The following is a 12,593-nucleotide window of genomic DNA, read 5'->3' as shown; positions in this document are numbered from 1 at the left end:
GGGCGGGCATCGCTTGAATGCGACGCTGCCCGCGAGAGGGCGGGCAGCATCAGGGGTATGCGGGGGGATGGCGGCGCCGGTTCAGCGGCGGCCAGTGCTTTCCGCGTAGTCCATGTACAGCTTGTGGGCGCGGCGGGCCAGCGGGCCGTATTCCAGCGCCCGGCCTTCCACGCGGTTCACGTGGACCACCTTGCCGTAGTTGCCGGACGAGAACACTTCGTCGGCCTCTTCGACATCGGCGCGGGTCAGGCTGCGTTCCTGCACGTCGATGCCGTCTGCCTTCAGCAGCGCCAGCACGCGGCGGCGCGTGATGCCGTTCAGGAACGTGCCGTTGTCCACGGGCGTGGACACCACGCCGTTCTTGGCCAGCCACAGGTTGCTGGTGGCGAACTCGGCGATGTTGCCTGCGCCGTCCAGCATGATGGCGTTGTCGAATCCCTTTTCCGCGGCTTCGCGGATGGCGCGCTGGCCGTTGGGGTACAGGCACGACGCCTTGGCGTCGGTGGGCGCCATGTTGGGCCAGGAACGCGCAAAGCTGGAGAAGCACGCCGAGAAGCCTTGCTCGCCGGGCATCGGCACCTTGAACACGTGCAGCACGAATTGGGTCTTGTCGGCATCAGGCAGCAGGAAACCGTCGGCGCAGTAGAACATCGGCTTGATGTAGAGCTCGGTGCCGGCCGGGAACTTGGCCACGGCTTCCAGGCACAGCTTCTGGATCGCTTCCCAGCCGATCTGCGGCTTCATCAGCATCTTTTCGGCCGAGCGCACGACGCGCTGGCAATGCAGGTCCAGGTCGGGCGTCAGGCCGCGGAACGCGCGCGCGCCGTCGAAGACCATGCTGGCCATCCAGAAGGCGTGGTCGGCGGGGCCGAGCAGTTTGGGATTGTCGGTGGTCCAGTGACCGTCGTGCCAATACAGGGCATCCATGTTCATCTTCCTTTGCTTGAATCGGGTAGGCGCTTCTTCGGCGCCGAAACGTCAGGATACATGAGGCGGCGGGCGCGTTTGGCTTGTCATTCGCGCGCAAGCGCTGCCTGGACGCGATCCGCCGCCTCCGCCGGCATCCATTGCCGCCACACGGGGCCGTACTGCTTCAGGAAATAACGCGCTGCGTCCTCGGGTTCCTTGCCTTCGTTCTCAAGCCACCCCAAGGTGGCGTTGATGGCGTCGTCGGGCACGGTCAGTTTGCTCAGGAACTCGGCGATCCGGGGCGCTTCCTTGGCGAATGCCGCGTTCACGCCCGTGACGACGGGGTTGGGCTTGAACTCGGTGGCGACCGGGTCCGGGCATTTGGGATCGGTCATGCAGGTGTAGGCCGCCTGGTCGAAGGCGGGCAGTTCCAGCTTCACCAGGTCCAGCGCGCCCACCAGCGACGTGGGTGTCCAGTAGTAGAAGACGATGTCGCGCTTGCGCTTGTAGGCCGACACGATGGCCGCCTTCTGCGCGGCGCCCGAGCCGGGCGCGAACAGCGAGTAGTCCTTGTCCAGTTTCAGGGCGCGCAGCAGGTTGTCGTTCAGGGTGCCGCAGGCCCAGCCGGCGGGGCAGCCGTAAATGCGGCCGCGGCCCGGGTCTTCGGGGTCGGTGAACACCTTCTTGAAGCGCGCCAGATCGGCCGCGGCCTTCAGTTCAGGGTGGCGTTCGACGGTGTAGCGGGGCACATACCAGCCTTCGCCGGCGTCGTACACGTGACCCACGCCCAGCACGCGGCCGCTGGCCAGTGCCTTCTTCCAGGCGCCTTCGATCTGGCCGGGCCACACTTCGGGCGTCACGTCGACGTCGCCGCGCTGCAGCGCCGCCAGCATGGGTAGCGTTTCGCCGATTTCCACCGTGGTCTTGCAGCCGTAACCGTGTTCCAGCACATAGCGTTCAATGCCGGCCAGCACCAGGTTGGACTCCCAGTTCAGGCCACTGAAGCGGATGGGGCGGTCGACTTCGCAGGTGGGGGCGGACGAGGCGGCCTGGGCAGCCGGGGCCAGCAGGGTTGCGGCCAGCGCCAGGGCGCCGATGACGGGGGCGAGCGGATGCGGGTTGCGCATGGTCAGGCACCTGTTTGATTGGGTGCGTTTGATTGTACGGGTGCTTGACGGGAGGCCAAACGCAAACGGGGCCGCATGGTGCGGCCCCGTCCGGACGGCAAGCGTGTGCCGGTCAGGCGCGGGCGGCGCGCCGGCGTTCGATGAAGGCGCCGACTTCGCCCACGATGCCGCGGCGGAAGGCCAGCACGCAGATCACAAAGATCAGGCCGATCACGATGGTGACGGATTCACCCAGGCGCAGGAACCAGTCCACGCCGGTCAGGTTGGCCATCATCTGGCCGAAATCGCCCACCTTGTTCTCCAGCAGCACCACGATGAAGGCGCCCAGGATCGGGCCCGTCAAGGTGCCGAGCCCGCCGATCAGCGTCATCAGGATGACCAGCCCCGACATCTGCCACGTGGCGTCCGACAAGGTGGCCGACACGAACACCAGCGTCTTGGTGGCGCCGGCCAGGCCGGCCAGCGCGGCCGACAGCACGAAGGCCAGCAGCTTGAAGCGGTCGACGTCGTAGCCCAGCGAAATGGCGCGCGGCTCGTTCTCGCGCAGCGCCTGCAGCACTTGCCCGAACGGCGAATTCACCGTGCGCCAGATGATGAAGTAGCCGATGACGAAGATGGCCATCACCACGTAGTACAGGTTGATGTCCTTGGACAGGTCGACCAGTCCCAGCAAGGTGCCGCGCGGCACGCTTTGCAGGCCGTCTTCACCGCCGGTGAACTTGGCCTGCAGGAAGAAGAAGAACACCATCTGCGCCAATGCCAGCGTGATCATGGCGAAGTAGATGCCGCTGCGCCGGATGGCGATGGCGCCCATCGCCAGGCCCAGCAGCGCCGCCACGCCCACGCCGAACAGCAGGCCGATTTCGGTCGGGAAGCCCCAGACCTTCATCGCATGGCCGGCCGCATACGCCGCGCTGCCCAGGAAGGCGGCGTGCCCGAAGGACAGCAGCCCGGTAAAGCCCAGCAGCAGGTTGAACGCGCAGGCGAACAGCGCGTAGCACATGATCTTCATGGCGAAGATCGGATACACCCCGAGAAAGGGTAGAGCGGCCACCACGACGGCCAGGACCGCATAGCCCAGGAATTGACGATTCATTTTTCTTTTCCGAACAGCCCGGCCGGGCGGATCAACAGAACGATGGCCATGATGATGAACACGACGGTGCTGGAGGCTTCAGGCCAGAACACCTTGGTCAGTCCTTCAATCACGCCCAGGCCCAGACCGGTCACGATGGCGCCCATGATGGACCCCATGCCCCCGATCACGACCACGGCGAACACGACGATGATGAGGTTGGACCCCATCAACGGGGAAATCTGCAGGACGGGCGCGGCCAGCACGCCGGCAAAGCCCGCCAGCGCCACGCCGAAGCCGTAGGTCAGCGTGATCATGCGGGGCACGTTCACGCCGAAGGCCTCGACCAGGCGGGGGTTTTCGGTGCCGGCGCGCAGCAGGGCGCCCAGGCGGGTGCGTTCGATCACGAACCAGGTCGCCAGGCAGACGACCACCGACGCCGCCACGACCCAGCCGCGATAGTTCGGCAGGATCATGAAGCCCAGGTTGGTCGCGCCGCGCAAGGCCTCGGGCGTGGGATAGGGTTGGCCCGACACGCCGTAGAAGCTGCGGAACAGCCCCTCTATCAGCAGGGTCAACCCGAAAGTCAGCAGCAGGCCGTACAGGTGGTCGAGCTTGTACAGGTGCTTGAGCAGCAATTTCTCGATCAGGATGCCGAATAGCCCGACGACCAACGGCGCCAGGATCAGCATGACCCAGTAGTTCAACCCCAGGTACGACAGCCCCATCCAGGCGATGAACGCGCCCAGCATGTAAAGCGCGCCGTGCGCGAAGTTGATGACGTTCAGCAGCCCGAAGATAACGGCCAGCCCGAGCGACAACATGGCATAGAAGGAACCGTTGACCAGGCCCAGTAATAGCTGGCCGAACAAGGCCTGTATAGGGATGCCGAAAAGGTCAGTCATCTTGTGAAAATCCTGCGCGTACGGATGGAAGCGAGCAAATGCGAGCTGCGGCGGCGGCTTGCGCCCGACCGCAGCTCGGGGTCACATAAGCCGGGGATTACTTCTTGACCAGCTTGCAGGTGGACTCGGACAACTTGGTGTAGACCTCGTCGCCGGGCAGCGTCGCCACGACCTTGTAGTAGTCCCACGGGCCCTTGGACTCGGCCGGGGTCTTGACCTGCATCAGGTACATGTCGTGGATCATGCGGCCGTCTTCGCGCACATACCCGCCCTGGGCGAAGAAGTCGTTGACCTTGTTGGACTTCATCCACTTCATCACGGCGTCGCCGTCGTCCGTGCCGGTGGCCTTGACCGCGTTCAGATAGAAGCTGAGGGCGGAATAGTCGCCCGCCTGAAGCATGGACGGCTTGCGGCCGACCTTGGCTTCGAACTTCTTGGACCAGGCGCGCGAAGCGTCGGATTGATCCCAGTACCAGCCATCGGTCAGGTACATGCCCTGCGTGGCCTGCAGGCCCAGCGCGTGCACGTCGTTGATGAAGACCAGCAGGCCGGCCATCTTCATGGTCTTGGTCACGCCGAATTCATTGGCGGCCTTGATCGCGTTGATGGTGTCGCCGCCTGCGTTGGCCAGACCCAGGATCTGCGCCTTGGAGGCTTGCGCTTGCAGCAGGAAGGACGAGAAGTCCGAAGCGCCCAGCGGCGCCCGCACCTGGCCTTTCACTTCGCCGCCCGCAGCCTTGACGACCGCCATCGTGTCACGCTCCAGCGCATGGCCGAAGGCGTAGTCGGCGGTCAGGAAGAACCAGCTCTTGCCGCCGTCCTTCACGACGGCGGAACCGGTGCCGCGCGCCAGGGCCACGGTGTCGTAGGCGTAGTGCACGGTGTAGGGCGAGCATTGCGCGTTGGTCAGGTCCGAAGCGCCCGCGCCAATTGCCATGAAAGGCTTTTTCTTGGCTGCGGCCACGCCGGCCATGGCCAGGCTGGTCGACGAGTTCGTGCCGGCGATGATGACGTCCACCTTCTGTTCGTCGAACCATTCGCGCACGCGCGCCGACGCGACGTCGGCCTTGTTCTGGTGGTCGGCCGAGACGACTTCGATCTTCTTGCCGTTGATCGAGCCGCCGGCGTCTTCGATCGCCATGCGGATCGCTTCCAGACCGGCCTTGCCGTCGATGTCGGAATACACGCCCGACATGTCGGTGATGAAGCCGATGCGGATGACATCGTCGGAGATACCTTGCGCGTGGGCGGTCGCCCCTGCAAATCCCAGGCCCGCCATGGCCAGTGCAGCAGTGATGGTGTGCAGCTTCATGGGATGACTCCTCTTCCCTACGGTGTAGTGTTGCCGGGGTTCCGGCGGATGACAGGTTGTTTTAGACGCCCAGCAATTCGTTGAGCGTGTCCTGTTTTTCTGAAAGTTCCGCCGCTTCGAAATGCTCGACGATCTGGCCGTGTTCCATGACATAGAAGCGGTCGGCCAGGGGAGCCGCGAAGCGGAAGTTCTGCTCCACCATGACGATGGTGTAGCCGCGCTGCTTGAGCGTCGTGATCATGCGGGCCAGCGCCTGCACGATGACCGGCGCCAGGCCTTCGGAGATTTCGTCCAGCAGCAGCAGGTTGGCGCCGGTGCGCAGGATGCGCGCCACCGCCAGCATTTGCTGTTCACCGCCCGACAAGCGCGTGCCAGGCGAATTCCGGCGCTCTTGCAGGTTGGGGAACATGTCGTAGATCTCGGCGAGCGACATGCCGCCGCCCAGCGAGCCCACGACGGGGGGCAGCAGCAGGTTCTCTTCGCAAGACAGGCTGGCGAAGATGCCGCGTTCTTCAGGGCAATAGCCCACGCCCAGGTGGGCGATCTTGTAGGTGGGCAGATCGATGGCTTCGGTGCCATGGATGCGCACCGAACCCTTGCGCGACCCGGTCAGGCCAAGAATGGCCCGCAGGGTCGTCGTGCGGCCGGCGCCGTTGCGGCCCAGCAGCGTGACGACTTCGCCTTGTCCCACGCGCATATCCACGCCGTGCAGGATGTGCGATTCCCCGTACCAGGCTTGCAGGCCCGAGATTTCCAGTGCCGGGGTGCTCATGCGTGCGCTCCTTGAAGTTCGCCGTCGGTGGTGCCCATGTAGGCTTGCATCACGGCCGGGTGGCGCGAGACTTCGGCGTACGTCCCCTCGGCCAGCACCGAGCCGCGCGCCAGCACGGTGATGGTGTTGGCAATGGAGGACACGACGTTCATGTTGTGTTCGACCATCAGGATGGTGCGCCCGGCGCTCACGCGCTTGATCAACTGCGTGACGCGGTCCACGTCTTCGTGGCCCATGCCCTGGGTGGGCTCGTCCAGCAGCATCAGTTCGGGTTCCATCGCCAGGGTCGTCGCGATTTCCAGCGCGCGCTTGCGGCCATACGGCAGGTTCACCGTGGTTTCGTTCGCGAAGGCGCCCAGGTCCACCTGGTCCAGCAGCGCTCGGGCAGGCTCGTTCAGCGCGGCCAGGCGTTTATCGCTTTGCCAGAAATGGAACGACAGGCCGGTCTTGCGCTGCAAGCCGATCCGCACGTTTTCAAGCACGGTCAGGTGGGGAAACACCGCCGAAATCTGGAACGAGCGGATGACGCCGCGCCGCGCGATTTGCGCGGGGCGATCGCCGGTGATGTCGATGCCGTTGAACTTGATCGTTCCCGACGTGGGAGATAAGAACTTGGTAAGCAGGTTGAAGCAAGTGGTCTTGCCCGCGCCGTTAGGCCCGATCAAGGCATGAATCTCGCCCCGCTTGATACGCAAATCGACCCCATTGACCGCGACGAATCCGCGGAACTCCTTGGTGAGGCCTTTTGTCTCCAGGATTGTGTCATCCATGTCCGCTGCACCGGCGTTGATTTTTATGGTCTCAACCTGCCGTGATTTCGGCAGGCCCCCGCGGGGTCGTGAAATGCAGCGATTGTTCGCTGTTTTCCGATGAGTTGCCGGCGAGTATGCGGACCTCTTTATCAAAATTCCATGAGGGTTTTACATAGGTTTTGCAGTGCGGCATGTTGAATTGTCAACAGGCCGACAATACTTGGCGTACAAGGCGGGAAAACCCTTTTCCCATCCAATGCGTTGCAGCAAATAGGCGTTGATTGATATCAATGCCTTATGCGAATTTCATCAAGGGAAAACCCGGTTTTCCATCTATTGAAATGATTCCGCAATATTCGGAATGCTGTATTCACGCAGGCGTTTTCTGTTTGAATTCGCACAGGTCGGAAATGCCGCATTGCGGGCATTTCGGTTTACGCGCCACGCAGACATAGCGGCCTTGCAATATCAGCCAGTGATGGGCGTCCTGCATGTATTCGCGCGGCACGAACTTCACCAGTTTCTCTTCGACTTCCAGCACGTTCTTGCCGGGCGCGATACCCGTGCGGTTGGAAACGCGGAAGATGTGCGTGTCCACGGCCATGGTCGGCTGGCCGAACGCGGTGTTCAGCACCACGTTGGCCGTCTTGCGGCCCACCCCGGGCAGCGATTCCAGGGCTTCGCGCGTTTGAGGCACTTCACCGCCGTGGTGCTCGATCAGGATCCGACAGGTGGCGATCGTGTTCTTGGCCTTGGTGCGATACAGGCCGATCGTCTTGATGTAGTCGGACAGGCCTTCTTCGCCCAGGTCCAGCAGGGCCTGGGGCGTGCCGTACTGCGGGAAGAACTTGCGCGTGGCGATATTGACCGACTTGTCGGTCGCTTGCGCCGACAGCAATACCGCGATCAGCAATTGGAACGGGGTGTCGTATTCCAGTTCGGTGGTGGGGTGGGGATTGGCCGCCTGCAGGCGGGCGAAGATCTCACGGCGTTTGGCTGCGTTCATGACTGCGTCGGATTGCGGCGGGCCCGGGCGCGGGCCAGCGCGGATTCAATGGCGGAGCGCTTGCGGTCTTCGCTTTGCGCGTCGGCGGTGGCGGGCGTTACTCCGGGGGCGGCGGCCTGAACAGGAGCTGCCTGAGCGGGAGCCTCCGGCGCCATCAGGCGCGCGTTGTCGGCCGCCAGACGTTCGGTGCGCGCCAGGTGGCTGCGATGGCGCTGCCGGCTGACGGCGGCGTCTTGCGCGCTCCAGGCGCGTCCGGCCGGGACCATCTGGATGCAGTCCACCGGACAGGGCGCCACGCACAGGTCGCAGCCCGTGCACCAATCGGCCAGCACCGTGTGCATGTGTTTGTTCGCGCCCACGATGGCGTCGACCGGACAGGCCTGGATGCACAGCGTACAGCCGATGCAGTGGGATTCATCGATGCGCGCGACCAGCAGCGGGCCAGGTTCGCCGCGTTCCAGGTCCAAGGGCAGGACGGGGGTCTCGAGCAGGGCGGCAAGCGCGGCGACGCCCTCGTCGCCGCCGGGCGGGCAGCGGTTGATCGGGGCTGCGCCCTCGGCGATGGCGTCGGCATAGGGCCGGCAGCCGTCATAGCCGCACTTGGTGCATTGCGTCTGGGGCAGCAAGGCGTCGATGCGGTCGGCAAGTGAGCGACAGGACATGTAAGGCCAATAAAAGAAAAAGGGGCCACTCGGGCCCCGTGGAATACGGATCTGGCTTGAGGGCGCGCGGGCCGGGCCCGCGCGTCACCTGCCGGACGGCGCTATGCCGTCGTCAAGCCGATTGCCGGATGAATTCGGCAATTTTAGGACAGATCATTTCGCGCCACCGGCGGCCGGAGAAAATCCCGTAGTGGCCGCAGTTCGGGGCGGTGTAGTGCGTCTTGCGTTCAGCCGGGATGTTCTTGCACAGCTTGATGGCCGCGCGGGTCTGTCCCTGGCCCGAAATATCGTCCAGCTCGCCTTCGATGGTGAACAGGGCGACCTGCTTGATATCGGCCGGGCGCACGGTCTGGCCGTCCACTTCCCAGGTGCCGCTGGGCAGCGCGAAGTCCTGGAACACCATGCGGATCGTGTCCAGGTAGAACTCGGCTGGCATGTCCAGCACGGCGTTGTATTCGTCGTAGAAGCGGCGATGCGCTTCGGCGTCGCTGTCGTCGCCGCGCAGCAAGTCCAGGTAGAACTCATAGTGCGACTTCATGTGGCGGTCGGGGTTCATGGCCATGAACCCGGCATGCTGCAGGAAGCCCGGATAGACCTTGCGGCCGGCGCCCGGATAGCGGGGCGGCACCGGGTGGATCACCTGGCTCTCAAACCACGAATAGGGCTTGGTCGTGGCCAGGCGGTTCACCTGCGTGGGCGACTGGCGCGGATCGATGGGGCCGCCCATCATCACCATGCTGCGCGGCTGGCAGGGATCATTGGCGGTCGCCATCAGCGACACGGCGGCCAGCACCGGCACGGTGGGCTGGCAGACCGAGATCACGTGCACGTCCGGGCCCAGGTGCCGGATGAAATCCTGCACATAGCGCACGTAGTCGTTCAAATGGAACGGGCCGGCCGACAGCGGCACCATGCGGGCGTCGACCCAGTCCGTGACGTAGACGTCATGGTTGGGCAGAAGGGCGCGCACGGTGTCGCGCAGCAGCGTGGCGTGGTGGCCGGACAGCGGGGCGACCAGCAGCACCTTGGGGTCATCGCGGCCGGCGGCGCGCACGTCGCGGTGGAAGTGCACCAGGCGGCAGAAGGGCTTGTCCAGCGCCAGGGTTTCGGTGACGCGTACGGGCTTGCCGTTGATCTGGGTCTCGGGAAGGTTCCAGGCGGGCTTCTGATATTCCTTGCCGATCCGCGTCATCAACTCGTACCCGGCCGCCATCTGGCGGGAAATCGGGGTGTAGGCGAGGGGACTGTAAGGGCTGGAGAACAGCTGGGAACCGGCATCCGTGAATGCAGCGAACGGAGTCAGGAAGGCGCGCTGCATTTCGTGCAATTGGTACAGCATTTGGGGGAAGTCCTTCTGGGTCGTGCGTGTGCCCCGATTATTGCGCCGAGGACTAAAGATATATCCAATCAGCCTGAAGAAACTGCCGCAAAGACCGGGATTCTGTTGCTAAAAAGAGACCCGTCATCCCATTAAGCACCAGTTTAGGGCGTTTTCCCGTCCAGCCCAGCGCCCAAACGGAGGATTTATGCACTAAGCCGGCTCGCGTGGGATCACCAGTAATTCTCGACCGCCAGGTTGCCGGGGATGCCCCGGCGGCCCGGCTTGAAGCCGCGTTCGCCCAGCAGCTTGCGGGCATCGGCCAGCATCTCGGGGTTGCCGCAAAGCATGATCTTGGCGTGCTCGGGGTCCAGTGGCAGCCCGGCCAGCTGCTCCAGCCGGCCATCGGCAATCAGCGTGGTCAGGCGCGCCTGGGGCATGCCCGGCAGGGCTTCGCGCGTGGCGATGGGCAGGTAGACGAGCTTTTGCGGGTCGGCCGCGAACAGCTCGGCCAGCTCGGGCCGTTCATCCCAGGACTCGATCTCTTCGCGGTAGGCGAGCTCCGCCGCGGTGCGTACGCCATGCACCAGGATGATGCGGCGGTAGGCGCGCCAGGTGGCGGGGTCGCGCAGGATGGACAGGTAGGCGGACAGCCCGGTGCCGGAGGCCAGCAGCCAGAGGTCGCCGCCCGGGGCGAAGCGTTCCAGCGTCAAAAAGCCGTAGGGCGTCTTTTCCACGTACAGCGCGTCGCCCGGCTGCAGCTGCGCCATGCGCGGGCTGAACAGGCCGTCGGGGACCACGATGGAATAGAACTCCAGCCCGGACTCGTGCGGGGCCGACACCATGGAATAGGCGCGCCACAGGGTGGGCGGGCCGTCGGGATCGTCCGCCCCGGGCAAACCGACCCGGGCGAACTGGCCTGGCAGGAATGTATACGCGTCGTCGCGCGTCACGCGCACCGAGAACAGCTTGTCGGGCACCCAGGTATGGATCTGGGTTACGGTCTGGCGCGTGTATTTGGAGTCGTCGGTCATCGGGGCATCGCACGATGCCGGCCGCCAGGCAGCAGCCGGCTGTCGCGGACTATTTTTCCAGGTATTGCAGCTTGTCCTGCTTGCCGTTCCAGTCGTCGGCGTCCGGCAGGGGCTTCTTGGCGCGGCTGATGCTGGCGAACTCGGGCGAGAGTTCGGCGTTCAGCGCGATGAAATTCAGTTGGTCCTGCGGCACGTCTTCTTCGGCGTAGATCGCATTGGCCGGGCATTCCGGGATGCAGACGGCGCAGTCGATGCATTCGTCCGGATCGATCACGAGGAAGTTCGGACCCTCACGAAAACAGTCCACCGGGCACACATCAACGCAATCGGTGTACTTGCACTTAATACAGTTTTCGGTGACAACGTGGGTCATTCAGGAACTCCGGGATCGGCGGCTTTTGTGTCTTGTTGGCCGGATTTTACCCAATGCGGGCGGGATGTGCCGGTAATACCCGTATTGACATCGTGGCCCATCGCCCTGAACCCCCGGTCCTCTATGCTATGGTGTCGCGAAACGATACGCGCAATCATGATAATCACTTCGCTGCTCGACACCGATCTGTACAAATTCAGCATGATGCAAGTGGTGCTGCATCAATTCCCCGCTGCGCAGGTCGAGTACCGTTACAAGTGCCGCACCGTGGGCGCCGACTTGCGCCCCTATCTGGATGAAATCCGCGAAGAAGTGCACCAATTGTGCCAGCTGCGCTTTACGCAGGACGAACTGGATTACCTGGGCGGCTTGCGTTTCATCAAGAGCGACTTCGTTGATTTTCTTGGGCTGTTCCACATGCCCGAGCGCTGCATCCACATCAGCGAAGGCGACGCGCCCGGCGAGATCTCGATCGAGGTCAAGGGCCCGTGGCTGCACACGATCCTGTTCGAGATCCCGGTGCTGGCCATCGTCAACGAGGTCTATTTCCGCAACACGCGCAAGAATCCAGACTGGGAAGAAGGCCGCCAGCGCTTGCAGTCCAAGATGCACCTGGTGCTGGACGATCCCGCGTTGGCCGATTTCCGCGTGGCCGAATACGGCACGCGCCGCCGCTTCTCGAAGGTCTGGCACCAGGAAGTCGTGTCCACCATGAAGGCGCAGATGGGGCCGCACTTTGCCGGCACCAGCAATGTGCTGCTGGCCAAGCAGCACGAAGTGCTGCCGCTGGGCACGATGGGCCATGAATACCTGCAGGCCTGCCAGGCGCTGGGCCCGCGCTTGCGTGATTCGCAGGTGTACGCCCTGGAAGTCTGGGCCAAGGAATACCGTGGCGACCTGGGCATCGCGCTGTCGGACGTCTACGGCATGGATGCCTTCCTGCGCGACTTCGACATGTATTTCTGCAAGCTTTTCGACGGCGCGCGCCACGACTCTGGCGACCCCTTCGTCTGGGGCGAGCGCCTGCTGGAACACTACCGGAAGAATCGCGTGGACCCCCGCGCCAAGACCCTGGTGTTCTCGGATTCGCTGACGTTCCCGCGCGCCATCGAACTGGCCCGCCAGTTTGCCGGGCGCTGCAAGGTGTCGTTCGGCATCGGCACCAACCTGACCAACGACCTGGGCCATGAACCGCTGCAGATCGTCATGAAGATGGTCCGTTGCAATGGCCAGCCCGTGGCCAAGGTGTCCGACGCGCCCGAAAAGACCATGTGCGACGATCCCGCGTACCTGGCGTATCTGCGCCAGGTGTTCCAGCTGCCTCCCGCCTGAAGGCGGCTCGGGGTAA

General features: G+C 64.0%; 13 protein-coding genes. 1 reads left to right on the top strand and 12 read right to left on the bottom strand.

The window, feature by feature from the left end; all coding sequences use genetic code 11:
- Positions 1–81: 81 nt before the first annotated feature.
- The 12 genes from ACO6D5_RS07975 to fdxA all read right to left on the bottom strand — a co-directional run bounded on the left by ACO6D5_RS07975 (position 82) and on the right by fdxA (position 11,245).
- A complete protein-coding gene (locus ACO6D5_RS07975; RefSeq protein ID WP_315845187.1) occupies positions 82–927 on the bottom strand; it encodes a branched-chain amino acid aminotransferase in 846 nt (281 codons plus the stop codon).
- 86 nt (positions 928–1,013) lie between these two features.
- Complete coding sequence (locus ACO6D5_RS07970; protein WP_485825071.1) at positions 1,014–2,036, bottom strand: ABC transporter substrate-binding protein; 1,023 nt, start codon at positions 2,034–2,036, stop codon at positions 1,014–1,016.
- Between the two features lie 112 nt (positions 2,037–2,148).
- On the bottom strand, positions 2,149–3,132 hold the full coding sequence (locus ACO6D5_RS07965; RefSeq protein WP_315845189.1) for an ABC transporter permease subunit: 984 nt from the start codon (positions 3,130–3,132) through the stop codon (positions 2,149–2,151).
- Positions 3,129–4,016 carry a branched-chain amino acid ABC transporter permease gene (locus tag ACO6D5_RS07960; RefSeq protein ID WP_006223794.1) on the bottom strand — a complete coding sequence of 296 codons (888 nt, stop codon included), beginning with the start codon at positions 4,014–4,016 and terminating at the stop codon, positions 3,129–3,131. The genes ACO6D5_RS07965 and ACO6D5_RS07960 overlap by 4 nt, the downstream gene beginning before the upstream one ends.
- A 97-nt stretch (positions 4,017–4,113) precedes the next feature.
- Positions 4,114–5,328 (bottom strand): ABC transporter substrate-binding protein, encoded by a 1,215-nt coding sequence (locus ACO6D5_RS07955; RefSeq protein ID WP_315845190.1) that lies wholly within the window; start codon positions 5,326–5,328, stop codon positions 4,114–4,116.
- Positions 5,329–5,389: 61 nt separating this feature from the next.
- A complete protein-coding gene (locus ACO6D5_RS07950) occupies positions 5,390–6,100 on the bottom strand; it encodes an ABC transporter ATP-binding protein (protein WP_006223796.1) in 711 nt (236 codons plus the stop codon).
- The gene (locus ACO6D5_RS07945) at positions 6,097–6,870 is read right to left on the bottom strand and encodes an ABC transporter ATP-binding protein (RefSeq protein ID WP_315845191.1); all 774 of its coding nucleotides are present in this window, start codon (positions 6,868–6,870) and stop codon (positions 6,097–6,099) included. Before ACO6D5_RS07945 ends, ACO6D5_RS07950 begins: the two co-directional genes overlap by 4 nt.
- A 352-nt stretch (positions 6,871–7,222) precedes the next feature.
- Entirely contained in the window at positions 7,223–7,858 is a 636-nt protein-coding gene (gene nth, locus ACO6D5_RS07940; RefSeq protein WP_006223798.1) for an endonuclease III, read from the bottom strand.
- Positions 7,855–8,520, bottom strand: a complete 666-nt coding sequence (rsxB, locus tag ACO6D5_RS07935; protein WP_485825070.1) for an electron transport complex subunit RsxB — start codon at positions 8,518–8,520, stop codon at positions 7,855–7,857. The genes nth and rsxB overlap by 4 nt, the downstream gene beginning before the upstream one ends.
- Positions 8,521–8,632: 112 nt before the next feature.
- Positions 8,633–9,859 carry a polyhydroxyalkanoate depolymerase gene (locus tag ACO6D5_RS07930; protein WP_315845193.1) on the bottom strand — a complete coding sequence of 409 codons (1,227 nt, stop codon included), beginning with the start codon at positions 9,857–9,859 and terminating at the stop codon, positions 8,633–8,635.
- A gap of 212 nt (positions 9,860–10,071) precedes the next feature.
- On the bottom strand, positions 10,072–10,872 hold the full coding sequence (locus ACO6D5_RS07925; RefSeq protein WP_485825069.1) for a ferredoxin--NADP reductase: 801 nt from the start codon (positions 10,870–10,872) through the stop codon (positions 10,072–10,074).
- Between the two features lie 49 nt (positions 10,873–10,921).
- Positions 10,922–11,245: a ferredoxin FdxA gene (gene fdxA / locus ACO6D5_RS07920; RefSeq protein WP_006218015.1), complete on the bottom strand. Its 324-nt coding sequence runs from the start codon at positions 11,243–11,245 to the stop codon at positions 10,922–10,924.
- A 156-nt stretch (positions 11,246–11,401) separates the two neighbouring features.
- Between fdxA and pncB the strand changes: the two genes are divergently transcribed.
- Entirely contained in the window at positions 11,402–12,577 is a 1,176-nt protein-coding gene (pncB, locus tag ACO6D5_RS07915) for a nicotinate phosphoribosyltransferase (protein WP_006223802.1), read from the top strand.
- Positions 12,578–12,593 lie beyond the last annotated feature (16 nt).

This window comes from Achromobacter sp. (assembly GCF_057314935.1).
The sequence above is the reverse complement of the archived record's forward strand: the minus strand, read 5'-3'. Positions and strand labels throughout refer to the sequence as shown.